At 48.9% G+C, this 24,887-nt stretch carries 25 protein-coding genes; 13 read left to right on the forward strand and 12 right to left on the reverse strand.

Annotated elements, in window-relative coordinates:
* Window positions 1-161 precede the first annotated feature (161 nt).
* Window positions 162-1,472 (reverse strand): PTS cellobiose transporter subunit IIC, encoded by a 1,311-nt coding sequence (locus tag GZ59_RS09985; protein ID WP_011094036.1) that lies wholly within the window; start codon window positions 1,470-1,472, stop codon window positions 162-164.
* Window positions 1,473-1,931: 459 nt separating this feature from the next.
* On the opposite strand from GZ59_RS09985, the gene GZ59_RS09990 reads away from it, so the two are divergent.
* Complete coding sequence (locus GZ59_RS09990) at window positions 1,932-2,891, forward strand: LacI family DNA-binding transcriptional regulator (RefSeq protein WP_039291518.1); 960 nt, start codon at window positions 1,932-1,934, stop codon at window positions 2,889-2,891.
* A 93-nt stretch (window positions 2,892-2,984) separates the two neighbouring features.
* Here GZ59_RS09990 and znuB read toward each other — a convergent pair whose 3' ends face one another.
* Together znuB and znuC are read right to left on the reverse strand one after the other, a co-directional pair.
* On the reverse strand, window positions 2,985-3,770 hold the full coding sequence (gene znuB, locus GZ59_RS09995) for a zinc ABC transporter permease subunit ZnuB (protein WP_011094034.1): 786 nt from the start codon (window positions 3,768-3,770) through the stop codon (window positions 2,985-2,987).
* Window positions 3,767-4,525, reverse strand: a complete 759-nt coding sequence (gene znuC / locus GZ59_RS10000) for a zinc ABC transporter ATP-binding protein ZnuC (RefSeq protein ID WP_011094033.1) — start codon at window positions 4,523-4,525, stop codon at window positions 3,767-3,769. Before znuC ends, znuB begins: the two co-directional genes overlap by 4 nt.
* A gap of 76 nt (window positions 4,526-4,601) precedes the next feature.
* Between znuC and znuA the strand changes: the two genes are divergently transcribed.
* From znuA to lpxM, 3 genes are all read left to right on the forward strand, one after another.
* On the forward strand, window positions 4,602-5,603 hold the full coding sequence (gene znuA / locus GZ59_RS10005) for a zinc ABC transporter substrate-binding protein ZnuA (RefSeq protein WP_011094032.1): 1,002 nt from the start codon (window positions 4,602-4,604) through the stop codon (window positions 5,601-5,603).
* A gap of 12 nt (window positions 5,604-5,615) precedes the next feature.
* Window positions 5,616-6,938 (forward strand): murein DD-endopeptidase MepM, encoded by a 1,323-nt coding sequence (mepM, locus tag GZ59_RS10010; protein WP_011094031.1) that lies wholly within the window; start codon window positions 5,616-5,618, stop codon window positions 6,936-6,938.
* Window positions 6,939-7,114: 176 nt separating this feature from the next.
* Window positions 7,115-8,092: a lauroyl-Kdo(2)-lipid IV(A) myristoyltransferase gene (gene lpxM / locus GZ59_RS10015; RefSeq protein WP_011094030.1), complete on the forward strand. Its 978-nt coding sequence runs from the start codon at window positions 7,115-7,117 to the stop codon at window positions 8,090-8,092.
* A gap of 110 nt (window positions 8,093-8,202) precedes the next feature.
* Here lpxM and pyk read toward each other — a convergent pair whose 3' ends face one another.
* Entirely contained in the window at window positions 8,203-9,645 is a 1,443-nt protein-coding gene (gene pyk, locus GZ59_RS10020) for a pyruvate kinase (protein WP_039291523.1), read from the reverse strand.
* Window positions 9,646-10,020: 375 nt separating this feature from the next.
* Window positions 10,021-10,890, reverse strand: coding sequence for a MurR/RpiR family transcriptional regulator (locus GZ59_RS10025; RefSeq protein WP_011094028.1), 870 nt, complete (start codon window positions 10,888-10,890; stop codon window positions 10,021-10,023).
* Window positions 10,891-11,278: 388 nt separating this feature from the next.
* On the opposite strand from GZ59_RS10025, the gene zwf reads away from it, so the two are divergent.
* Window positions 11,279-12,754, forward strand: a complete 1,476-nt coding sequence (gene zwf / locus GZ59_RS10030) for a glucose-6-phosphate dehydrogenase (protein WP_011094027.1) — start codon at window positions 11,279-11,281, stop codon at window positions 12,752-12,754.
* Window positions 12,755-12,921: 167 nt separating this feature from the next.
* On the forward strand, window positions 12,922-13,563 hold the full coding sequence (locus GZ59_RS10035; protein WP_011094026.1) for a bifunctional 4-hydroxy-2-oxoglutarate aldolase/2-dehydro-3-deoxy-phosphogluconate aldolase: 642 nt from the start codon (window positions 12,922-12,924) through the stop codon (window positions 13,561-13,563).
* Window positions 13,564-13,751: 188 nt separating this feature from the next.
* On the opposite strand, the gene purT is transcribed toward GZ59_RS10035, so the two are convergent.
* Complete coding sequence (gene purT, locus GZ59_RS10040; protein WP_011094025.1) at window positions 13,752-14,930, reverse strand: formate-dependent phosphoribosylglycinamide formyltransferase; 1,179 nt, start codon at window positions 14,928-14,930, stop codon at window positions 13,752-13,754.
* A 200-nt stretch (window positions 14,931-15,130) separates the two neighbouring features.
* Between purT and GZ59_RS10045 the strand changes: the two genes are divergently transcribed.
* On the forward strand, window positions 15,131-17,182 hold the full coding sequence (locus GZ59_RS10045; protein ID WP_011094024.1) for a S9 family peptidase: 2,052 nt from the start codon (window positions 15,131-15,133) through the stop codon (window positions 17,180-17,182).
* Between the two features lie 354 nt (window positions 17,183-17,536).
* Here GZ59_RS10045 and GZ59_RS10050 read toward each other — a convergent pair whose 3' ends face one another.
* Window positions 17,537-17,767: a DNA polymerase III subunit theta gene (locus GZ59_RS10050; protein ID WP_011094023.1), complete on the reverse strand. Its 231-nt coding sequence runs from the start codon at window positions 17,765-17,767 to the stop codon at window positions 17,537-17,539.
* 372 nt (window positions 17,768-18,139) lie between these two features.
* Between GZ59_RS10050 and ftnA the strand changes: the two genes are divergently transcribed.
* The 3 genes from ftnA (at window position 18,140) to cspE (ending at window position 20,027) form a co-directional block, all read left to right on the forward strand.
* Window positions 18,140-18,646 carry a non-heme ferritin gene (gene ftnA, locus GZ59_RS10055; protein ID WP_011094022.1) on the forward strand — a complete coding sequence of 169 codons (507 nt, stop codon included), beginning with the start codon at window positions 18,140-18,142 and terminating at the stop codon, window positions 18,644-18,646.
* Window positions 18,647-18,927: 281 nt separating this feature from the next.
* On the forward strand, window positions 18,928-19,284 hold the full coding sequence (locus GZ59_RS10060) for a YebY family protein (RefSeq protein ID WP_011094021.1): 357 nt from the start codon (window positions 18,928-18,930) through the stop codon (window positions 19,282-19,284).
* A gap of 530 nt (window positions 19,285-19,814) precedes the next feature.
* Window positions 19,815-20,027 (forward strand): transcription antiterminator/RNA stability regulator CspE, encoded by a 213-nt coding sequence (gene cspE, locus GZ59_RS10065; protein WP_005967874.1) that lies wholly within the window; start codon window positions 19,815-19,817, stop codon window positions 20,025-20,027.
* A 218-nt stretch (window positions 20,028-20,245) separates the two neighbouring features.
* Here the strand turns inward: cspE and GZ59_RS10070 are convergent, their stop codons facing one another.
* Window positions 20,246-20,554, reverse strand: a complete 309-nt coding sequence (locus GZ59_RS10070) for an excalibur calcium-binding domain-containing protein (protein WP_011094020.1) — start codon at window positions 20,552-20,554, stop codon at window positions 20,246-20,248.
* A gap of 234 nt (window positions 20,555-20,788) precedes the next feature.
* On the opposite strand from GZ59_RS10070, the gene GZ59_RS23730 reads away from it, so the two are divergent.
* On the forward strand, window positions 20,789-20,935 hold the full coding sequence (locus GZ59_RS23730; RefSeq protein ID WP_162837368.1) for a hypothetical protein: 147 nt from the start codon (window positions 20,789-20,791) through the stop codon (window positions 20,933-20,935).
* Between the two features lie 42 nt (window positions 20,936-20,977).
* On the opposite strand, the gene GZ59_RS10075 is transcribed toward GZ59_RS23730, so the two are convergent.
* Together GZ59_RS10075 and GZ59_RS10080 are read right to left on the reverse strand one after the other, a co-directional pair.
* On the reverse strand, window positions 20,978-21,460 hold the full coding sequence (locus GZ59_RS10075; RefSeq protein WP_011094019.1) for a cupin domain-containing protein: 483 nt from the start codon (window positions 21,458-21,460) through the stop codon (window positions 20,978-20,980).
* Between the two features lie 255 nt (window positions 21,461-21,715).
* Window positions 21,716-21,943 (reverse strand): YdgH/BhsA/McbA-like domain containing protein, encoded by a 228-nt coding sequence (locus GZ59_RS10080; protein ID WP_011094018.1) that lies wholly within the window; start codon window positions 21,941-21,943, stop codon window positions 21,716-21,718.
* Between the two features lie 180 nt (window positions 21,944-22,123).
* On the opposite strand from GZ59_RS10080, the gene GZ59_RS23500 reads away from it, so the two are divergent.
* Both GZ59_RS23500 and GZ59_RS10085 read left to right on the forward strand, forming a co-directional pair.
* Window positions 22,124-22,267, forward strand: a complete 144-nt coding sequence (locus GZ59_RS23500) for a hypothetical protein (RefSeq protein WP_226302310.1) — start codon at window positions 22,124-22,126, stop codon at window positions 22,265-22,267.
* A 39-nt stretch (window positions 22,268-22,306) separates the two neighbouring features.
* On the forward strand, window positions 22,307-23,002 hold the full coding sequence (locus GZ59_RS10085) for an extensin-like domain-containing protein (RefSeq protein WP_039291528.1): 696 nt from the start codon (window positions 22,307-22,309) through the stop codon (window positions 23,000-23,002).
* A gap of 18 nt (window positions 23,003-23,020) precedes the next feature.
* Here the strand turns inward: GZ59_RS10085 and GZ59_RS10090 are convergent, their stop codons facing one another.
* Window positions 23,021-23,212: a YdfD/YebW family protein gene (locus GZ59_RS10090; RefSeq protein WP_011094015.1), complete on the reverse strand. Its 192-nt coding sequence runs from the start codon at window positions 23,210-23,212 to the stop codon at window positions 23,021-23,023.
* 133 nt (window positions 23,213-23,345) lie between these two features.
* The gene (gene rsmF, locus GZ59_RS10095; protein ID WP_011094014.1) at window positions 23,346-24,800 is read right to left on the reverse strand and encodes a 16S rRNA (cytosine(1407)-C(5))-methyltransferase RsmF; all 1,455 of its coding nucleotides are present in this window, start codon (window positions 24,798-24,800) and stop codon (window positions 23,346-23,348) included.
* Window positions 24,801-24,887: the final 87 nt, after the last annotated feature.

Consider the following 24,887-nt stretch of genomic DNA (forward strand, 5'->3'; position numbering starts at 1 on the left):
CGTTCTTTATTCACTTCATTAATTACTACTCGCTGTTTTTGTCATCGATATACCCGTAATACTTCAAGTTGCATGTACGTTGGCTACGTTCACTTACCCGAATCACTTACTTGAGTAAGCTCATCGGGATTCCTTCTCTTGCCGCCTTCCTGAAACTCGAATTATTTGGTGTATAGATTGCTCTGCATTTTTTGTTCCTCGCTTTTCATCAACGTATGTTCATAAGCCCGCAGGAACGGTAAATACATTAATGCGGAAAACAGCATACACAGCATGCACATGATAAACGGGCTGAAACTCCAGTTTGCGGCCCACGATGCACCAATGGGTGCTGGTGTCGTCCAGGGCGTTAGCGATACGACCTGTGCCAGCCACCCCATTTTGGTTGCCGTGTAAGCCAGCACGGCGTTAACCATCGGTACGAAGACAAAGGGGATGAACAACATCGGGTTCATAATGATGGGTGCACCGAACATGATAGGCTCGTTGATGTTAAAGAAGCTCGGTACGATGCCCATTCTGCCTATGGTGCGTAGGTGAGTCACTTTGCTGCGTAACAGCAGGAAAGCCAGCGGTAGCGTTGACCCTACGCCACCAATCAACAGATAGTGATCCCAAAAACCCTGTAAATAGATATGTGGCAGCACATCGCCTGCCGCGAGCGCGGCTTGATTCACGGCCAGATTGGTCATCCAGAATGGATTCATGATGCCCGTTACAATCAGTGAGCCGTGGATCCCCGAAAACCAGAAAAGCTGACACAGCAGCACAGACAGAAGGATGGCAGGCAGAGAGTCTGAGGCAGAAACCAGCGGCGCCAGCAGATGCATAATCGCTTCGGGAATGATCATGCCCGTTTGCGCTTCAATGAAGAGGTTGAGTGGATGCAGTGTCGCGACAATAACCAACACGGGAATGAGGATTTCAAACGAGCGAGCAACCCCCGTCGGCACTTCTTTCGGTAAACGAATGGTAATGTTGTGCTGTTTCAGCGCGGCATAAACACGGGTGGAATAGATAGAGGTCAGTAAAGCGGTGAATATCCCTTGCCCTGACAGGTATTCAGTAGAAATTTTGTCATCGGCGTAAGGAGCAGCGACGAGCAGAAAAGCCATAAATGCCAGCAGACCGGACATCACTGAATCGAGGTTAAACTGTCGCCCCAGGCTGGCCCCGACGCCCACGGAAATGAAAAATGTCATCACGCCCATGCTCAGCTCGAAAGGCAGCATCAGCTGTTCGCGGTAGGTGATGGAAAAGTCCAACCAGGTGCGGGCAAATCCGACGGTGGTATTGGCAGAGAACGGGGGGAAAATAAACACCAACATAAATGAGCCGATGATCATAAAGGGGAGCGCGGCGGTAAAACCATCGCGGATAGCGATCACATACTTTTGTTGCCCCAAACGCCCAGCCAGCGGGGTAATCGATTGTTCGATAGTGGCAATCATCGATTGATATAAGGAACTCATGTGAACACCTTCTCGTGTGCCACCGCAACGGCGACAGATCATCATCAAGTACATATCGCCACGTTGCATACCGTAACCCATTGTATTAGCAGGTCGGATAGATAAATCGTATGTGGCAGCCTTTTGTGAAAGTGAGCCTATATCCGTTATATGTCTTCCGCGACGGACCGCATTTTCCGCCAAGCAGGATGTAAAAACTTATTGCTAAGATGATTGGATATCATATGGAAACCGTTTTCCATGCAAAGAAAAGAGAAGTGTGATGACCGTCAATATGTGATGGTTTCTGGCGGTATTAATTAGATTTACATCACATCTTATTGGCAGGAATGCCTATTGGATGTTAAATGGATAATCGGTTTCCATGCTGAATGGAAACGGTTATACTGCGAAGCAATACAATGCGCTGTTGGTGTTAAGGGTTTCAAGTCGGGTTTAGCGTTTTTCCAGGGGCAAATGATGTCTACAATCAACGATGTATCGCGTTTAGCTGGGGTGTCCAAAGCCACAGTCTCCCGGGTGTTGAGTGGTTCACGCGGCGTAAAGGAAGCCAGCCGCCTTGCAGTGTTAAAAGCGGTTGATGAGCTGAAATATCGGCCAAACGTCATCGCCCAATCGCTGTTAAGCCAGTCAACCGGATGTATTGGCGTCATTTGCGCTCAGGACAACATCAACCAGACAACTGGCTATCTTTATGCGTTGGAAAAACACTTTAGTCGGCATCAAAAACATCTCTTGTTGCGGTTTGCCAGCAGCAGGGCAGAAGTGATGAATGTGCTGGATGAACTGACTAGTGGCTTGTGTGATGATATTTTAATCATCGGTGCGCGCTTTCCACTGAATCTGGCCGATAAGAGCATCATTCTGATCGATTGTATGGAGGCGGATACCACCAACAGCCTGCAATTCGATCACGCTTTCGCCACAGAAACGGCATGTAATTACCTGATTCGTCAAGGAAGGCGTCAAATCGCGCTGATCAATCCTGCTGCCAGCAGCTCTGCGGAACAGGTTCTGTTAGGGTATAAACGGGCACTGGAAAATAACTTCTTGCCGTTTAACCGCAACCTGATTTTTATGGATGCGTCTTCCTCGTCGTCGGTTGCGCTGCAAGTGTTGCTCAATAACAGCACGACGCTGAATTTCAATGCGCTTTTGGTCGCTGATGAGCAAGAAGCAAAACGTGTCATCACACAGCTTCAGGCGTTTAATAAATCTGTGCCAAAAGACATTATGGTATTCAGCCTTGCCGGTTCTCTTGATATTCCTGGCATTCCGGCGATACCGGCGATTGAATATTCGATGGATGCGGTGGCGGCCAGAATCGTGTCTTGGCTTAATGAAAAAACGCAGGGTGTGTTGGGATCGTATGTCTTGCGCGGCGATTTAATTATCCCCGATATGGCTAATAGGAACTAACGCTGTTCGCGCGAAATTACCGATCTTAAAAAGAAAAAGCCCCTCTGAAGCGTGTGCTCAGAGGGGCTTTTTCTTTTTAGTTTTTATTGTTGGCTAAGCGGGTTGTGGCTTAAGCAGGCTGACAATAAATAGCAGTGATGCACACAGCACCACAGACGGTCCGGCTGGTGTATTGTAGCCAGCTGAGAAAGCTAAGCCGCCCGTTACAGCAATCATTCCAATCATAACGGCGATGATTGCCATTTGTTCCGGCGTCCGTGCGAAGCGTCTGGCGCTGGCGGCGGGAATAATCAACAGTGAGGTAATGATCAGTGCGCCAACAAATTTCATGGCGATGCCAATCGTTAATGCGGTAGTCAGCATTAAAAGCAGCTTGGTGCGTTGTATCTTCACTCCATCGACGTGTGCCAGTTCTGGGCTAATCGTCATGGAAAGCAGTGCGCGCCATTGCCAACGCATAACAGCGACAACGATTATCACACCAGCACCGATCACCCACAGGTCCTCTGTTGTGACGGAGAGTAAATCACCAAATAGGTAGGCCATTAAATCCACACGTACATTGTTCATCAGGCTGACGACAACCAATCCAAGCGACAGGGCGCTGTGAGCCATGATGCCGAGTAACGTATCGACAGCCAGGTAGGGACGACGCTCTAGCCAGACGAGGCCCAGTGCAAGAATGAGCGTCACGGCAATGACGGCAGAAAACAGGTTAATGTTCAGCAGTAGGCCGAATGCGACGCCAAGCAAGGATGCGTGCGCCAGCGTATCGCCAAAATAAGACATCCGCCGCCAGACGACGAACGAACCGAGTGGGCCTGCCGCAATCGCCAGTAAAATCCCTGCCAACCAACCGGGAAATAGCAGTTCTATCATGCGTCGTTTCCACCTTGTCTTTTCAGAATGATACGTCCTTGTAGGTCATGACGATGATTATGATGATGGCGATAAATGGCTAATTGCTCCGCGCCGCGGTGGCCAAACATCGCTAAAAATTCGGGGTGAAGGGAAACGACTTCAGGCGTGCCGGAGCAGCAAACATGTTGATTAAGGCAGAGAACTTCATCGGTTTTTGCCATCACCAAATGCAGATCGTGCGACACCATCAGCACGCCGCAGTGGAATTCCTGCCGCAACTGATTAATCAGATCGTACAGTGCCATTTGCCCATTGACATCGACACCCTGTGTCGGTTCATCCAGAACTAGAAGTTGGGGCTGATTGAGCAGTGCGCGGGCTAACAGCACGCGCTGGGTTTCGCCACCGGAGAGTTTCTGCATCGGCTGTTCCAGCAGATGTGCAGCCTGAACACGTTTGAGGGCGGGTAAGATATCCTGCTTTTTCACGCCGGGGCGCAGTTGCATAAAGCGGCTGACGGTCAGGGGCAGGGTGGTATCCAGATGCAGCTTCTGCGGAACGTAACCGATACGCAATGCGGGATCCCGCACCAGTGAACCGGAGGTGGGTGCAAGCAGCCCCAATACCACGCGCACCAGCGTCGATTTCCCTGCGCCATTTGGCCCCAGCAGCGTCAGAATTCGACCTGCCTGCAAGGTCAGAGAGATATCTGACAGGATCTTCCGACTGCCAAATGTCACTGAAATATTATTAAGTGATACCAATGTAGACATATAATTCGGTTTGCATAACCCATGTAATGTTATAATATAACAAACAACACGACAAAAATCGATGGGATCGACTTTCATGCAGCAATCTATTCAGCAAAAAAAATGGTTAAAAAGTGTGTTTGTTGCCAGTGCGCTACTCGCATGCGGGATGTCAATCAGCGCGGCATCCGCTGCGGTAATTACGTCAATTCGTCCTTTAGGGTTCATTGCGTCGGCCATTGCCGATGGTGTGACGCCAACCGAGGTTTTGTTACCTGATGGCGCGTCGCCTCACGATTATGCCTTGCGCCCGTCTGATGTCCAGCGTTTACAGTCTGCCGATCTGGTGATTTGGGTCGGGCCGGAAATGGAAGCTTTCCTTGGGAAACCGTTAGCGAAAATTCCATCCACAAAACAGATCGCGCTTTCCGTACTACCCGGCATTAAATCTGAGCTGGAAAAAGAAGCCGGACACGATCATGAAGATGACCATGGGCAGGCACATGATGAGCATGAAAAAGGCCACGATCATAGCCATGCGGCCCATGATGACGGCGACGATGGTCACCATCATGGCGAGTACAATATGCACATTTGGCTCTCACCGGAGATGACAAAACAGGCGGCAACCGCCATTCATGCAAAATTATTGGAACTTATGCCTCAGAATAAGGACAAACTAGACGCGAATCTGCTTTATTTTACGGATAAAATTGCGCAAGCAGATGAAAAAATTGTTAAGATGCTAGCGCCTGTGCAGGGTAGAGGCTATTTCGTGTTTCATGATGCCTATGGCTACTTTGAGAAACACTACGGGTTAAATCCCTTGGGTTACTTTACGGTTAACCCCGAAATTCAGCCCGGTGCACAGCGTTTACATCAAATACGAACACAGTTGGTTGAGCACAAAGCCGTATGCGTTTTTGCTGAACCACAATTCAGGCCAGCCGTTATTAATGCTGTTGCCAAGGGAACCGACGTGCGCTCGGGTGTGCTCGATCCATTGGGAAGCAACATTGCACTGGGTAGAGATAGCTATGCCGATTTCTTGTTGCAGCTATCGAACCAGTATGTGAGCTGTCTGGAGGAAAAATCATGAGGATACGAATAAGTGCAGCAGATAGTCCGAACTATCGCTCTGGCGTATAACAGTTTACCTCGGCCCCATCGCGTCATGCTGGGGTCGCTTACCGTTGTGACATTGGCCGTTGCTGTTTGGCGGCCTTTTGTTTACCCCCATGTCGATGATGCTCCCGCCATCGTGAAAGATATCGACCTGGAAACCAGCCAACTGCGTACGCTGACGCCTGAAGCCAGTGAACCGATAGACCAACCCTCGCCAGATGACGACATTCCGCAAGATGAGCTCGATGATAAGGTTGCCGATGAAGGTGGCGTACATGAGTACGTGGTTTCTACGGGTGATACCTTAAGCAGCATTTTGACACAGTACGGTATCGATATCGCGGATGTCACTCAGCTCGCAGAGCAGAATAAAGATTTACGTAACCTGAAAATTGGTCAGCAAATTTCGTGGACTCTGGCAGAAAACGGCGATCTGCAAAGTTTGACCTGGCAGATGTCTCGCCGCGAAACACGTATTTATGAGCGCGTAGGTGCCGATTTCAAAGAGCGTATAGAGACGCTGAAAGGCGAGTGGCGCAACAGTGTTCTGAATGGTCGGGTCAGTGGCAGCTTTGTCAGTAGCGCGAAAAGCGCCGGTTTGACCAGCACAGAAGTGCGGGAAGTGATCAAAGCGCTGCAATGGCAGTTGGATTTCCGTAAGTTACGCAAAGACGACACCTTCTCTGTCCTGATGTCCCGCGAAATGCTCGATGGCAAAAGTGAACAGAGCGAACTGGTCGGCGTTCGTTTGAATACTGGCGGTAAAGACTATTACGCTATTCGGGCAGAAGACGGTAAATTCTACGATCGTGAAGGTTCCGGTTTGACGCGTGGCTTTATGCGTTTTCCGACCATGAAACAATTCCGTATTTCCTCCAACTTCAATCCGCGTCGTTTGAACCCGGTGACTGGGCGTGTTGCGCCGCATAAAGGGGTCGATTTTGCCATGCCAGTCGGTTCGCCAGTTCTGGCCGTCGGGGATGGTGAAGTGGTGATTGCGAAACGCAGCGGTGCAGCGGGTAACTATGTAGTGATTCGTCATGGTCGCCAGTATACGACGCGATTTATGCACCTAAATCGCATATTGGTTAAACCTGGGCAGAAAGTGAAACGTGGCGATCGCATCGGGTTGTCTGGTAACACTGGTCGTTCCACTGGCCCGCACCTGCACTACGAATTCTGGATAAACCAGCAGGCGGTAAACCCGCTGACGGCTCAGCTGCCGCGTTCTGAAGGGCTGGCGGGTAAAGATCGTCGTGATTATCTGGCGCAGGTGAAGGAAGTGGTGCCGCAGCTTAAGTTTGATTAACCATACTGACTGCATGTTGTGCCGGTGGCTTGCTGCCGGCATTTTCATTTATAGAACAGCTGCCCCTGATTTTTTATTGTCGAGCAGACGTGTTTTTGCTTAATTGTCAGTGGGTGTTGCTAAACGCCGAGCAGCAATTATGATTATGTTTATTGATTGATATGAAGAGTTTAGGCATGGAAAAAGAAAAAAAATCGAACGCTGAATTTGTTCCCCAGTTTCAACGCGCCTTTTTTCATCCGCGCTATTGGGGTGTTTGGTTAGGCGTTGGCGTGATGGCACTTACTGCCTATATTCCCGCTCGGTTAAGAAACCCAGTATTGGGTGGGTTAGGGCGTTTTGTCGGGAGAATATCAAAAGGTGCTCGCCGCCGTGCCCGCATTAATCTGCTGTATTGCATGCCAGAGTTAACGGAAGCACAGCGCGAAACCATCATCGATGACATGTTTGCGACAGCGCCTCAGTCGATGATCATGATGGTTGAAGTGGGAATTCGTAACCCAAAGAAAATCGAAAAATATGTTCGTTGGCACGGCGAAGACATTCTTGAACGTATTAAAGCGCAAGAGAAAAACGTGATTTTTTTGGTTCCGCATGGATGGGGTGTTGATATTCCTGCGATGTTGCTGACTTCTCGCGGACAGCGCATGGCGGCAATGTTCCATAATCAGAAGAATGCGCTGGTGGATTATTGGTGGAATCGGCTACGCCGTCGTTTTGGTGGACGCATTCATGCTCGCAATGACGGTATTAAGCCGTTTATCAGCTCCGTACGCTCTGGATGCTGGGGGTATTACTTACCCGATCAAGATCACGGCCCTGAGCATAGCGAGTTCGTTGATTTCTTTGCAACCTATAAGGCAACGCTACCTGCTGTCGGACGGCTGATGAAAGTGTGTCGCGCTGATATCGTACCGTTGTTTCCGGTATATAACGCCAAAGATGGTTGCCTGGATGTGTTTATTCGTCCGCCGATGGACGATTTGGCGGAAGCGGATGATGCATATATTGCACGGCGCATGAATGAAGAAGTGGAAATTCTGGTCAGACCGAACCCTGAACAGTACACCTGGATTCTGAAGCTGTTGAAAACCCGCAAGCCGGGTGAGATTGAGCCATATTGTCGGGATGAGTTGTATCGCAACAAGAAGTGAGATGAGTAGCGTATAGCCGCATGGATAAAAAAGCCGGATGAGAAATCGTCCGGCTTTTTACTATCATAATATCGACCGCTAACTTAGCAGCGGATCGGTGATTACAATGATTATTCCACGCGCAGAATGCGAATGGTGTTGGTTGTGCCTACGGTACCCATGATGTCACCTTGTGTGACGATGACCAGATCCCCAGACATCAGGAACCCTTTATCACGCAGTAGGATCACCGCATCATTGGCCGCGGCAACGCCATCCGTATAGCTGTCGAAATGTACCGGTGTGACGCCGCGATACAGCGCGGTCAGGTTCAGTGTGTGCTCATGGCGAGACATGGCGAAAATCGGCAAGCCAGAACTGATACGAGACATCATCAGAGCGGTACGGCCAGACTCCGTCATGGCAATCAGTGCAGTAACCCCTTTCAGGTGGTTGGCTGCATACATGGAAGACATCGCGATGGATTCTTCCGTGTTATCAAACTGCACGTCAAGGCGATGCTTGGAGACGTTGATGCTTGGGATTTTTTCCGCACCTAAACACACTTTCGCCATGGCAGCGACGGTTTCAGCCGGATATTGACCCGCAGCGGTTTCTGCTGAGAGCATCACCGCATCGGTGCCATCCAGCACGGCGTTGGCGACGTCCATTACCTCGGCGCGTGTCGGCATCGGATTGGTGATCATCGATTCCATCATCTGCGTGGCCGTAATGACTGCACGATTCAACTGACGGGCACGGCGAATCAATTTCTTCTGAATCCCTACCAGCTCAGGGTCACCGATTTCAACACCCAGATCGCCCCTTGCGACCATTACCACGTCGGAAGCCAGAATAATGTCATCCATTGCGGCATCTGAGCAGACTGCTTCAGCACGTTCAACTTTTGATACGATCTTGGCGTTACAGCCTGCGTCGCGTGCGAGGCGGCGTGCGTAGTTGAGGTCTTCACCGGTGCGTGGGAAAGAGACTGCCAGATAGTCGACGCCAATTTTTGCAGCAGTAATAATGTCGGCTTTATCTTTTTCCGTCAGGGCTTCGGCAGACAGACCGCCACCGAGTTTGTTGATGCCTTTATTGTTAGACAGCGGGCCACCAATGGTGACTTCGGTGTAAACTTTCAGGCCTTCAACTTGGAGGACTTTCAGCTGTACGCGGCCGTCATCCAGTAACAGGATATCGCCAGGCACCACGTCGCTCGGCAAGCCTTTGTAATCGATCCCGACTTTTTCTTTATCGCCTTCGCCTTTCGCTAAGTTGGCATCCAGCAAGAATTTGTCGCCGATATTCAGGAAGATTTTACCTTCTTTGAAGGTAGAAACACGAATTTTTGGACCCTGTAGATCGCCAAGAATGGCAACATGGCGGCCTAATTTAGCCGCAATTTCACGAACTTTGTTGGCACGTAATTGATGGTCTTCTGCTGTGCCGTGAGAAAAATTCATGCGTACAACGTTAGCGCCCGCATTGATAATCTTTTCGAGATTATTATCGCGGTCGGTAGCGGGCCCCAGGGTGGTAACAATCTTGGTTCTTCTGAGCCGTCTGGACATGTATAACTCCGTTCACTTGTGAAGCTGTAGTGTTGCGATTAAGCGTCGAATAACGGTGCAAAATGTCACTTTACAACAAAACTATTTCACCTGCGTTATCCGAACATCGAGTTGAGTCTGATTATCATACTGTACAGGTAATCCCTGCCATCTTTCCATAACCGTGGCCTCTGGCCACATTGAGATGAGGCAGGTAGATGATACCGCTCATTTTTGTTACCCGTCATACTTCAAGTTGCATGTGCGTTGGCTTCGCTTACTCACCCGAATCACTTACTTGAGTAAGCTCATCGGGACTCCTTCGCTTGCCGCCTTCCTGAAACTCGAATTATTTAGGATATAACTAAAAACAAAGCACAACGTAAAACTTACCTATCACCTGAAAGGATTAATCAATCGTTCGTCTTTATCAAAGCGTGATTCACGCAAGGCCTCTTTGACCCGTTTCAGGTTATCACGAAATTTTTCCCCGCGACGCAGTGTGAACCCCGTAGCCAGAACGTCGATTAGCGTCAACTGAGCGATGCGGGATACCATCGGCATATAGACATCGGTATCTTCAGGCACGTCAAGTCGCAAGGCCAGCGAGGCTTCACGCGCCAGCGGCGTGCCGTCTGAAGTGATGGCGATCACCGTCGCATCGTTTTCGCGTGCCAACTGCGCCATTTCGACCAGACTTTTGGTTCTACCGGTATGGGAGATCAATACCACGACGTCACCGTCGCTGGAATTCATGCAACTCATGCGCTGCATAACGATGTCATCAAAATAAACGACGGGGATATTGAAGCGGAAAAATTTGTTCATCGCATCGTGTGCGACCGCTGCGGAAGCGCCTAGACCAAAAAAAGAGATTTTCTTCGCCTGCGTCAGTAAATCCACAGCGCGGTTGACCGCGGCAATATCAAGGCTCGATTTTACCTGCTCTAAGCCAGCCATCGCGGATTCAAAGATTTTACTGGTATAGGCGTCAACGCTGTCATCTTCTTCCACGTTACGGTTCACATACGGTGTACCGTTCGCCAGACTTTGCGCCAGATGTAGTTTAAAATCGGGAAAACCTTTAGTTTCAAGGCGACGACAGAAGCGATTAACCGTTGGCTCGCTCACGTCGGCCATTTTGGCTAAGGTCGCGATGCTGGAGTGAATGGCCGTCTGTGGAGTGCTCAGAATCACTTCAGCCACTTTCCTTTCTGATTTGCTCAAGAGTTCTAAGTGACTCTGGATTTTTTCCAGCATATTCATACGACAAGGGCCATGTAAGTTTTTTCCAATTTCAACTTAAGTTTTTCCAATTTCAACTAAAGGTACAACTGGCATTCATTACGTGAAAATATACTACGACCCTGTGGTGGTTGGCAGAGGGCAACACGCTAAGTTGGGGCCTTTTTTTGCCAGAACATGACATGTGTCTAACTTTCAGAAAAGTAATTGACTGTCAGAAACGACGAAAAATTTCGTTTTAGGGCGAATGCATAAGTGACTTCAGCCACTGCACAGACCGATTTACGCATTGTTTTCAGTCAATACCGACCATTATTTGGCATTTTTATGATGGGTTTACTGGCTGTAGTCAAAAAGAGTACATTATCGCTGTAATAAAATTACAGCATCCTGCAACGAGGAGATGAACATGGCGGTAACTTCAACAGCCCAAGCGTGCGATCTGGTTATTTTCGGTGCCAAGGGCGATCTGGCGCGCCGTAAATTGCTGCCTTCCCTGTACCAGTTGGAAAAAGCAGGTCACATCCATGCGGACACCAAAATTATTGGGGTGGGCCGTGCGGATTGGGATAAAGCGGAGTATACCCGCGTCGTGCGCGAAGCGCTTGACACCTTTATGAAAGAAGCCATCGACGATAAGTTGTGGGAAACGCTAAGCAGTCGGCTGGATTTCTGCAATCTTGATGTGGAAGACACGAAAGCTTTCAACAAGCTGGGCAAGATGCTTGACCAGAAAAATCGTACCACGATCAACTATTTTGCGATGCCACCCAGCACATTCGGAGCGATCTGCAAAGGGTTGGGAACCGCAGGGCTGAATAAAGAGCCTGCACGCGTGGTGATGGAGAAACCGCTGGGTACCGATCTGGCGTCTTCCCGTGCCATTAATGATCAGGTCGCGGAATTCTTCAACGAGTGTCAAGTTTACCGTATCGACCACTATCTGGGTAAAGAAACCGTTCTGAACCTGCTGGCGCTGCGTTTTGCCAACTCGCTGTTCTCCTCAAATTGGGACAACAGGACGATCGATCATGTACAGATCACGGTAGCCGAAGAAGTCGGAATTGAAGGACGCTGGGGCTATTTTGATAAAGCCGGCCAGATGCGTGACATGATCCAGAACCACCTGTTACAGATTCTGACGATGATTGCAATGTCGCCGCCGTCTGATTTGACGACCGACCGCATCCGTGATGAAAAAGTAAAAGTGTTGCGCTCGCTGCGTCGTATCAATCGCTCCAATGTGCATGAAACGACGGTGCGTGGCCAATACTCTTCTGGCTTTGTTCAGGGACATAAAGTGCCGGGCTACCTGGAAGAAGAGGGTGCGAACAAAAGCAGCAGCACGGAAACCTTTGTCGCAATTCGTGTCGACATTGATGACTGGCGCTGGTCTGGCGTGCCGTTCTATCTGCGTACCGGTAAACGTCTGCCAACGAAATGTTCAGAAGTGGTGGTGTACTTTAAAAATCCAGCACTGAACCTGTTCCATGATTCTTACCAGCAGTTACCGCAAAACAAACTGATCATCCGTTTGCAGCCGGATGAAGGCGTGGAAATCCAGATTCTGAATAAAATCCCAGGATTAGAGCACAAGCACCGTCTGCAAACGGTGAAGCTGGACCTGAGCTTCTCGGAAACCTTTAATCAGCAGCACTTGGCGGATGCCTATGAGCGTCTGTTGCTGGAAACCATGCGTGGGATTCAGGCGTTGTTCGTTCGCCGTGATGAAGTTGAAGAAGCCTGGAAATGGGTGGATTCCATCATGGAAGCCTGGGCGATGGATAATGATGCGCCGAAGCCGTATCAGGCAGGAAGCTGGGGTCCGGTAGCATCCGTCGCGATGATTACCCGCGATGGCCGTTCCTGGAATGAGTTTGAGTGACTTTTTGATAACAAGTCAGTAACGGGAATGCTGAGGTTATTAGGCATTCCACCGTTTTAATGTATGGCTAACGGTGCGGTCGGACATCTGCGGCGACGCAGATCCCTGTGGCAGGGGCGCGCTATATAATTAATGATGCCTTCGGGCATGACTGGAGATAATTTTTGATGAAAAACTGGAAAACGAGCGCGGAACAGATTTTGACAACGGGTCCCGTTGTTCCTGTGATTGTGGTCAACAAACTGGAACACGCTGTGCCGATGGCAAAAGCGTTAGTCGCGGGCGGCGTTCGCGTTCTGGAACTGACATTGCGTACCGACTGTGCCATCGACGCGATCCGTGCGATTGCGAAAGAAGTGCCAGAGGCCATAGTCGGTGCGGGTACGGTGACAAACCCTCAGCAACTGGCTGCGGTGGTTGAAGCCGGTGCACAGTTTGCCATCAGCCCCGGTCTGACCGAGCCGCTGTTGAAAGCCGCGATAGAAGGCAACATCCCGTTGATTCCAGGTATCAGCACCGTGTCTGAACTGATGCTGGGTATGGATTACGGCCTGCGTGAGTTCAAATTCTTCCCAGCAGAAGCTAATGGCGGCGTGAAAGCGCTCCAGGCAATTGGGGGGCCGTTTGCTCATATCCGTTTCTGCCCGACTGGTGGCATTACGCCGAATAACTACCGCGATTATCTGGCGCTGAAAAGCGTGCTGTGCGTTGGTGGCTCTTGGTTGGTACCGAACGATGCACTGGAAAGTGGTGATTACGCGCGTATTACTGAACTGGCGCGTGAAGCGGTTGCAGGCGCAAAAGCCTAAGTTTGTCGGTTACTGAATGACGAAGGCCACTCACTGCGAGTGGCCTTTTTTTATGACGGACATCCTTGTCCGTCACCCTGCGGGCCGTTGCTTCGCAACGTTGAAAAGCGTTCCCTACGTTTTTTATGGCCGGCTATTCTGTCCGCTGTCAGTGAGGTTTTCCCTCATCCGATCAGCAATAAAACGTATCAGCCGCTGACTTTAACGCTCGCCGCGACACGCTTGGCGATTTCAATGGCATCGTCTGTCGTTTCCGCACTGGCTAACGCGACACCCATACGGCGTTTGCCGCTGATATCTGGTTTACCAAACAGGCGAATTTGCGTATGAGGAAGTAGTGCGCTTTCCAGTTCTTGATAGCGCACATTGTCGCTATCCAATTCCGGTAAAATTACTGCGGAAGCCGATGCGCCATACTGACGAACCGCGCCAATTGGCAGCCCTAGAAAAGCGCGAACGTGCAGGGCAAACTCGGACAGATCCTGAGAAATCATCGTCACCATGCCGGTATCGTGAGGGCGAGGAGAAACTTCACTGAAAATAACCTCATCGCCGCAGACGAACAGTTCAACGCCGAACAGACCATAGCCGCCAAGCGCTTTCACAACATCGCTGGCCATCTTCTGTGCGCGTTCCTGCGCCAGCGCACTCATCCGCTGTGGCTGCCAGGATTCACGATAATCACCGTCTTCTTGTCGATGGCCGATGGGTGCACAGAAATGAATTCCGTCAACGGCATGGATGGTCAGGAGGGTAATCTCAAAATCAAAATTAACTAGCCCTTCAACGATGACGCGTCCACCACCCGCCCGTCCACCCTGTTGGGCATAGACCCATGCCTGCGCTAACTGCTCAGCGGAGCGAATCAGGCTTTGTCCTTTGCCGGATGAACTCATGACGGGCTTTACAATGCAGGGATAGCCAATGGCTTCTACGGCCTGATGAAAGCGCTCTTCGCTATCGGCAAAACGATAGGTGGATGTGGGAACGCCGAGCGTTTCTGCAGCCAGACGACGGATACCTTCACGATTCATCGTCAGGCGTGTCGCTTCAGCACAGGGGACAACATGGTGACCCTGATTTTCTAGCGTGACCAGCATGTCGGTAGCGATGGCCTCAATTTCCGGCACGATGTAATCAGGGCGTTCGGCTTCAACCAACGCTTTTAATGCATCGCCATCCAGCATATTGATGACGTGGCTGCGATGCGCAACTTGCATCGCGGGTGCATCCGCATAGCGATCGACCGCAATCACTTCGATTCCAAGGCGCTGACACTCAATCGCCACTTCTTTGCCTAATTCACCGGAGCCAAGCAGCATCACTCGTGTGGCGTCCGCACGCAGGGCGGTTCCAATCGTTAACATAACCTTATACCTGATCGGGTTGTGAAAAATGGCCTCAGTATAAACGAAAACGTTTGCGTACGCATTAAAGAGGGAACGCCTTGGAATGCGTTACGCAAAAGCGCACCAAGAGACAAGGACGCGGCTTGGCATTGCTGGGCAATCGTGCCACTCTTCTTGCCGAGTTAAAATTTTATGTCAAGACAACGAGATCCGACGCGATGAAGACACCGCAAGCTGAAAAAAGACCCCACGCGATAAGTACACATGGCGATACGCGTATCGACAACTATTACTGGCTGCGTGATGACGAGCGTGCCGATCCGCAGGTGTTAGCCTATCTGGAACAGGAAAACGCCTACAGCGAAGCCATCATGGCACCTCACGAGGCGCGCAAACGATCGCTGTATGATGAAATGGTTAAGCGTATTCCGTCGACGGATATGTCTGTGCCGTATGTCAGAAAGGGGTATCGCTACCAAAGTCGCTATGAGCAGGGTAAAGAGTACGCCATCTATCTGCGCCAGCCTGAGCAGGCAACAGAAGTGTGGGAAACGCTGTTGGATGGTAATCAACGTGCGGAGGGGCATGAATTTTATAGCCTCGGCGCGCTTGAGATTAGCCCGAGCAACTCGCTGCTGGCACTCTCGGAGGATTTTTTATCTCGTCGGCAGTACACGCTTCGCTTCCGTGATCTGAACCGCGACGAATGGCTACCGGATGTGATCGAAAATGTGACCGCAGGTGCTGAATGGTCGGCAGATTCAACGGTGCTGTACTACGTGCGTAAACATGAGAAAACGCTGTTACCGTATCAGGTCTACCGTCATCGCTTAGGCAGCGATCCGGCGCAGGATGAGTTGGTGTATGAAGAGAAAGACGATACTTATTATGTCAGTCTGAGTAAAACGACATCAGAGCACTATATTACCATTTATCTTAGCAGCACCACGACGACCGAGGTTCTACTGCTCGATGCGACGCTCCCAGATGCGGTGCCGCAGGTACACATTCCGCGTCGGAAAGATCATGAATATGGTATTGATCACTATCAGGACCAGTTTTATCTGCGTTCCAACCGAGAGGGAAAGAACTTTGGTCTTTATCGTTCGGATAAGCCTGATGAGCACGCGCTGGAAACACTGATTGCCCCACGTGAACAGTGTGTGCTGGAGAGTTTTGAGCTTTTCCGTGATTGGCTGGTGGTGGAAGAAAGAGCGCGCGGTTTGACCAGCTTACGTCAGATTCACTGGCATACGCAGGAAGAAAAAACGATCACCTTCAATGATGCGAGCTATGTGACGTGGCTGTCGTACAACCCTACGCCAGAAACGGCATTGATGCGATATGGTTATTCATCAATGACAACCCCCAGCACGTTGTATGAACTGAATCTGGACACGGGCGAACAGCAGTTACTTAAACAAGCCGAGGTGAAAGATTTCTCCCCAGATAGCTATCGGAGCGAACGCTTGTGGATCACGGTCCGAGATGGTGTCGACGTGCCCGTTTCGTTGGTTTACCATCGCGACCATTTCAGCCCAGGTAAGAATCCGATACTGGTCTATGGCTACGGCGCATATGGTAATAGCATGGATCCTGACTTCAGCGTTAGTCGTCTGAGCCTGCTAGACCGAGGGTTTGTTTTTGCCTTAACGCACATTCGCGGCGGTGGTGAACTTGGGCAGCAGTGGTATGACGATGGTCGGTTGCTCAATAAAATGCATTCCTTCACGGATTTCATCGATGTGTCTCAGGCATTGGTAGAAAAAGGCTATGGCGACAGGAAAAATATGTTTGCCATGGGTGGCAGCGCGGGAGGTCTGCTGATGGGGGCGGTCGTGAATATCGCCCCTGATCTGTTTAAAGGCGTTGTCGCTCAGGTTCCGTTCGTTGATGTGTTGACGACAATGCTGGATGAGTCTATCCCGCTGACGACCGGGGAGTATGACGAGTGGGGCGATCCGAATGAACAAACCTACTATGACTATATCAAGCAGTACAGCCCCTATGATGGTGTTACCGCACAGCACTACCCACATTTGCTAGTGACTACTGGGTTACACGACTCGCAGGTTCAGTATTGGGAGCCTGCAAAGTGGGTGGCGAAATTGCGGGAAGTCAAAACGGACGATAGTCTAGTACTGTTGTATACCGATATGGAGGCTGGGCACGGCGGAAAATCCGGTCGTTTCAAACGTTATGATGATATCGCGCTGGAGTATGCTTTCCTGTTGATGGTGCTTGAAAAGGCTGCAGAAAGTCATGAATAAAGGCTAGTAACTGCGGTTATGAGGGTAAACCCGTTTTCGGGTTTACCCTATCAGCATGGCACATTACGCAGGCAACATTAGTACTTAGGTAATATCAGCCTGTGGTTTCTTTGCCTTTTTATCGGCCTTTTTTTCGGCGGCCGTTTTCAGGGGCTTTTTCTTGCTGTTCTTTTTACTATCTAGTCCTTTACTCATATCTTGCCTCGCTTGATAAAAGAGTAGGTTACCACCCCATTAACCTCCTGTACGGGCCGATATGCAAGCAGAAAATCGTTTTCGCTGTGTAAGAATGTAACCCGTGGAAAGGGATGTTTTCCACGGTAAAGCCGTCTTAGATTGGAATGAGATGAATCGCTATTTAGACTTAGGCTCGTAGGGTAAACGAGAGAACTGGAGTGAACGCTGGCGGTAAAACATGACGCGCTCACGAAAATAGTTACGCAAGTGTTGGGGCTGTTCTCTCTCAATAACCTCTGGAATGACTGGCATATTGTAACGTTCTTTGAAGGCAACACCTGACGCTGCCAAGTCCACGTTAATCTTATCCATATCTTCTTTGGATAATTCTGCCAGATTATGTCCCATACCGCTTTCTCCTGCCTATTGTCCACAGACTGATGTGTGCCACGGTAAAGTAGCGATGGGGAAATGGCAAGTGTTCACCTTTCATGTGCATGTTTATTATTCTCATTACGAAGTGGGAATCATTTTTTAATTCACTCGAATCATAAATTTTATATATCGATGTTGTTATTTTTGATAATAAAAACGATTCGCAATAGTATAGTAAAATCCATGATTAAATGATAATGAATATCAATAGCAATAATCATAAATTATTGTTTTTACTTTCAATTTAACTTAGATATTATCTATGTTAATAAAGTGTTTTTTATTTTATTTTTTCAGGCATAATTCTCAGAATAATTTCACCTGCCGGGAAAATAGGGAGTTACTATGTTAAAAAAAGAAATGATTCAGAAGCTGAATGAACAACTTAATTTGGAGTTTTATTCCGCGAATTTGTATCTGCAAATGAGCGCATGGTGCGGTGATAAAGGTTTTGAAGGTGCATCCAGTTTCCTGAAAACGCATTCTCAGGAAGAAATGCAACACATGCAGCGCCTGTTTGACTATTTGGATGACACGGGAAGCCTACCTATATTAGGCGCGATTGCGGCACCGCCGATTGATTTCGATTCACTGGCTGATGTCTTCAAGCTGACCTATGAACATGAACAGCTGATTACAGCAAAAATTAATGAGCTTGCGCACGCTGCGATGGCGCAGCAGGACTACTCTACATTTAACTTCCTGCAATGGTACGTTGCTGAACAACACGAAGAAGAAAAACTGTTCCGCTCTATTCTGGACAAACTGGCGCTGGTTAATGCCAGTGAGGGCGGCCTGTTCTTCATCGATCAGGATCTGAAAAAAATGTCTGCGGCAGCACCGTCAGCCTAACGACAATCGATGCTTTTGTCGGCCAATGCGCATTTGAATGACGCGGGATAATGTTCTCTTTATCCCGCTATTTTTCTTCTCGAACGACCTTTCTATCTACTCCTCACCGTAGATTTTATTCTTGGCTTCGCGCTCGACTTCATCTTCCTCTGTCGCTATGATCACGCGAGTAGTGATACACAACTTTATGTTTTATAAGGTTTGAGGCTGTCTTTCTCTGATTCGGATAAGGCTGCAAAACTCACACACATCATTGTCTGAATACGCATGTTGGGAATACCATGATGAAGAAATTTTTGCTATCTATCGTGCTTACCTCACTTTCTGCTAATGCTTTTTCTGCCGCCAAACTGGCAAATATCAGTCGGCTGGAATATGGCGAACGCTGGGCTTTCTCGCGAGAAGAGGTTCAACTGATTTGTCGCCCTGGCAATGCGCTATACGCATTACATACTGGAACGTTGATGCAATATCCGCTGAATGATGTTGCCATCGAGCAGATGAAGTCTGGGCGGGTGAGTGCGCAACCGATAGACGTCATCTGGCTGGACGATCCTAAACATCCTGGACAGAAAAAAAGCCTTCAGCCATTTATCGAACGTGCAGAGCAACTGTGTCAGCCAGACGCTAAACCATGAAGTAATTGATTTGCTTATTAATGTTAATTGGTCGCTTCTTTATGGTTAATGCAAAGTGTGAAATCTGTTCCATTTGTGATAATTGCGAGCGGGTTAAAGCTGGAAAACGCGGGGGAGTTGGCTACGCTTAAGGTTACAGGGCTAGTACAGCTTGTATAAATGCCAACTTTTAGCGCACGGCTCTCCCAAGAGCCATTTCCCTAGACTGAATACAGGAATCGTATTCAGTCTTTTTTTTGATGTCGCCGTTGGTGAACCATTACCGATGAACGAGTGGAGTGAGACGATTTCCCCATCTGTCCGACTTTTAAAGGTTTTTAAGAATAAATGCTTGCTAAAGATTGTTGTACATGCGTTAATAGCTCGTCGGTTTGGTTCGCAGACCTAAAAAGCAGTTTAGTAAAGCAGTTCTCATTTCAAAGTGTTATCCATAGATATCCCTTCTTTGAGCCTCCTTATTGTTGCTAATTAAATTCTGTGCACAGGCCCTATTCCGCCGGAAGGCACTATAAAAAATTAAGGTAATTTCTATGTCTAATAAAATGACTGGTTTAGTAAAATGGTTTGACGCTGGTAAAGGTTTTGGTTTCATTACTCCTGACAACGGTAGCAAAGATGTATTCGTACATTTCTCTGCTATTCAGAGCAACGATTTCAAAACTCTGGACGAAGGCCAAAAAGTTGAGTTCACCATTGAAAATGGTCAGAAAGGCCCATCAGCTGGCAACGTTGTTGCGCTGTAATTGAATTAATATTTCTCTTGCGATAGCGATGATGGTGTAAACCGGAGCAGCCAAGAAGAATAGTAAAAAAACCCTAGCGTAAAGCTGGGGTTTTTGTTTATGTATCATAGTGAATTGCAACGAATTTTTTATACTTAGGGCTCACCAAAATCACTGGGCGATCATCTCAATCGCGCATGATTTTTTAATCCATGATGCACGATATGCTCATGAGATAGTTAATATCGACCGGCTCTAATTGGAGGGAAACGTGAGTCGCGTTCGCAAGGCACTCCATCATGGTCGCCATCCATTTTGGTCTTAGGGCAGTTTTGAATGAAAAAGTACGCCTCTTCTCTCGAGTTCATCTGGCTACAATACTGTCTGCCATCACAAACAAATCGATTTTCTTTTTGTTTTCGATCTTCCGCTTTTATTTTTCCCGCATCTTGACTATCACCATCATGGCGATATTGATAGGACGATGCTGTCTGAACAGTAAAAGAGAATGCTGTAGATAATAGAATAACGAAGAGTTTTCGTTTCATCGATACATCCATGAAAGAATTAATAAGAGAAGCCTATCATTCTTGATAGGGCATAATTATTAATAATTCTTCATTATCAGTGGATAGGTTGTGATGATAACCATATTGATGTTGTTTGAAAATTAAGCTTTTCTATACAGTGTCGTCTGCCACACTGTGCATTTTTACTGGTTTATCTCTCATTCTAATGATTATCGACTAAATTTATAGAACACGAAATGATGGGAGGAAACGATGACTGATAAAAATCCGGGTACCGAACATACGGACAAAGACGAGCATCCTGCAAAAAATGCGCCGAAAGATCAGGGTGAAATTCCTCGCAAGCGTGATGACAGTAAGGACGATGTCGAAGATCCGTTTGATGCTAATAAGGATTAACTTGCTGGCGACAAGCCTCTGTCGCCAATTTTCTGTGAAAAATTAGTGTGCTTTAGCCACCACCGTAACCGATGAATTTGGGATGAAGTAATCATTATCTTCCACTATCGGAATATAAATTCTGACCCACTCTGTGCCTTCAACCATCTCCCAGCTATGTCCTTCGCCCTGCGTATCGGCGGCAATCAAAACCGTTCCGGGAGAAAGCAGGAAAGTGGAACCATCGCTGACTCGAAATTTTAATGTGCCCTTCAGCGTGATGACATATTGTTTGCGCGGCGCTGCGTGAACGTTCATCTCCCACGCTTCAGTAGAGTTACTAAGCCAAAATTTTTGTGCGGTGATTTTTTCCAGAGCGGGAACACTGCCTGTTACGAAGGCTGAGTGATTATCCGGCGTATTGATCAGTTTAATAGCCGGTATCCGAGTTTCCTCAGTATGAGGTGAAGGGGAGGTGGCAGAATAAGTAGTAATGGAAACCAATAATCCGGCAAGCGCCAGTAGAAAACACGATGTCTTTTTCATTTAAATAAAATCCATATTATTTATGCCTGATGAACAGGCAACCCTATGTATGTCAGCCGCTTATGTTTACGCCTTACAATGTCGGGGATGGTACTGCTGAGGTTTATTTTTCACCAGATGGTTAAAGCAATTGCATTGATTGGTATATCACGTGATTTGTTTATATTTTATTCGCGATTGTGTGGTGCGCGGGAGGGGAATTGTTGAGCAAAATACGACAGAGGAGCCCTGAGGCTCCCTGACGTCGGGCTTGATTTATTTATACAGAACCGCAGTGCCGTGTAACTGATCTCGCCCGGTGGCGGAAACAATGCGATATGACGACGCGCCAGCTTGTTGGGCTTTTTGAGCAACCTGTACTTCGAAAGCGTCTAATGTTTTTGCACCGCTAACGGAGACCGTTGCGATTTCCTGCGCAGCAAACGCACCGAAAGACAAAGTAGAAAGAGCGATAACTGCGATAAAGTTTTTGATAGTTTTCATGACTTATTCCTTCACGCTTTATTGTGTTAATTAGGCGATTTTACCTGATGTGAGAAATGATAGCGCCATGATGTAGCAATGAATATCAGAGAGATTTGTTATTCTCTTTCAAAAATACTGTTCTTTTTTTTGCTGTGCTGTTCACACCTATTCAGCAGTAGAATGAACCCGGTGGATAACATGACGACGATTATCATCGATCCCGCCAGTATGGTTTCCATGACATGGTTGCATGTTTATCTGTCCGATCAGGAGTGGCAGAAAATCGTGGAGGCGGGGGTATCGTTGGGGATGAACCCGGCCGAGTTTGCGTTAATAGCATAATATTACTTAGGAGAAGAAAATAACTGGGAGACAAAACTGATGCGAAGATGGGTGATATTTGCGGTGATACTGGGGGTATTAGTGGCTCTGGCTCCCTGGATTCAGCGTCAGCTCCCGCCCGGTTACGATCCTTTCTCTTCGTTGTCCGTCGATGACCCACCTACGTTTATTACCCGTCTAAAAATGAAGTCTGTCGCCAACGATCCCGAAGCCTGTCTGGCAGTGTTAAAGCAGGCGCAGCAAAATGGGCGGCTACGATTCGCCGAGGCCAGTGACATCAGTGGACAATGCCCGGTGGCATCACCTGTTCGGGTGCAAGGTTTTGGTTCGGTCACACTCAGCTCCAGTTTTCTTGCCAGTTGTCCACTGGCGCTGAGTAGTACGATGTTTGTGGCGCAGGTTGCAGTGCCTCAGGCGGCGTCTCTTGGTACGTCGCTGACGCGTATCGACCATATGGGCAGTTATGCTTGTCGAAATGTCTATCATCGGCCAGAAGGACGCCTGAGTGAGCATGCAACGGCAGATGCGTGGGATATCGCCGCTTTTCGCCTATCTGATGGGCGGCAGATTAGTGTTCTGAATCAGTGGTCGGAAACGGGCGATCGCGGCAATTATTTACGTACCACGTTCAGTGAAAGCTGTCGTTTTTTCGGTAATTCGCTAGGGCCGGAATATAACGCTGCACATGCCAATCATTTTCATTTTGGCATGCGTGGTTTTGGCGTGTGTCGGTGAGAATGCGCAGATTGGGGATTAAAAATCAGCGTACTCCTGCGCGGGGATCCAGAAGCCATCAATATACTCTTCGATAGGGAAGCAGCCAGCGCGACGCAGGCGCTGTTCACCCATCGCTTGCAGACACTGTGCTTCGGTGTTGTAGGCACCGACGACCAAATCGTCACAGCCATGCCCGAGATAACAAACAAAGATGACTAACGCAAACATGCCGTTCTCCAGACATTACTATTACCGCGATTCTTTCTCTCTATCGAGATAATTGTAGATGAGAATCAGTGAGAAAAGAGATAACGGGCTGTTCATCAGGTGGTTTTATCGCCACCTGATGCAGAAACCGCATTTATTCTTTAGCTAGAGGTCGCGCGGAGGACGCGCCATCCCGGACTAAATCGCGCGGCAGGCTGTTTTTTATCCGACTGCTGATGCGCTTTGCCAGACCAACGGGTGTGTTCTGGTAGGTTAAAATTAACTCATCCGCAGTAGGAAGCGGTTCCGGGTAGCTGTCTTTACCCTGAAACCACTCACAGGCGATGCGATCGTTCAGTGCGTAGGCATTGCTCGCGTTCGGGTCTGCTAGTGCGACAATGGCTTCATGCTGCCAGCGAAAACCTTTGGGGAAACGCTCGGCGAGTTTAATGCCAATGCGTGAGAATTTGATGTTGCCGAAAGCGGAAGTCAGTGCCGCAGGGAAGAGCCAAACCTCGCTATCGCGTTGCCACAGCTGAAGTAATTCCTCATCCCAGCGAATACCCTGTTTACGCGCAGCCTCTGTGAGTAACGCACGATCTTTGTGGGCAACCGGAGAGAACGGGAATTTACCGACTTTATAACCAGGGCGTGGCAGCGGCGGCACGCTGCCGGTTTTACGCAAGCGTGCAACAAAGAAGCCTTCACTGTCATAAATCTGAGGGAATACGTGCAAGAAGCCTTCTTCCGTTGTGGCGCGTTCGGCGCCGGCGAAGAGATCGTCTAACGATTCAAACTCACACGCATCAGGGAACTGTGCCTGTAGCCAACGACAGACCTGCTGATTTTCCTGCCTATTCAGTGTACAGGTGGAGTAAATCATTACACCACCCGGTTTCAGAGCATGGAACGCGCTCAGAATTAGGTCGCGCTGCGTAGCGGCAATGTCAGTAATGCTCTCTTGCGACCAGTGGCTCATCGCCGCCGGATCTTTACGCACCACACCTTCGCCTGAGCACGGGGCATCCAGCAAAATCGCATCAAAATATTCCGGTAGGGCAGCGCCGAAAACTCGCCCGTCGAAGTGCGTGATCGCGGTATTGCTGACTCCGCAGCGGCTGATGTTGGCATGCAGCACTTTTACCCGACTCGCTGAATATTCGTTGGCGACGATAGCCCCTTCATTATTCAGTCGTGCCGCGATCTGCGTTGTTTTGGAGCCTGGAGCCGCTGCGACGTCCAGAATAGTACCCGGCGCGTCATTATGGTGGAATAGGGCGCTGGCGGGCAGCATGGAGCTGGCTTCCTGAATGTAGAATAGCCCGCTCAGGTGCTCCAATGTATTGCCTAGCCGCGTATTTTCCTCTTCAGCATTAAGCAGCCAGAAACCTTCTTGGCACCAGGGAATCGGCTCAAGCTGCCAGCCATAAGGCTGCGCGAGCTGAAGAAAGGCATCGACGCTGATTTTTAACGTATTGACGCGAATGCTCCGGCGCAATGGGCGCTGGCAGGCGGCAATAAAATCCTCCATCGAAAGCGATGAAGGCATGATGTCCCGCATAGTGTCGAGAAATTCAGCAGGCAGGCTGGCTGGGGTAAATTTTGCCACGGCGTGGTTCCGTACAGGTTATTCAGTAAAACGAGGGGAAGAAGCGGCGAAGTGTAGCACGGATCTTTAATAGATAACGTGAAAACG

This window comes from Pectobacterium atrosepticum (assembly GCF_000740965.1).
Classification (GTDB): domain Bacteria; phylum Pseudomonadota; class Gammaproteobacteria; order Enterobacterales; family Enterobacteriaceae; genus Pectobacterium; species Pectobacterium atrosepticum.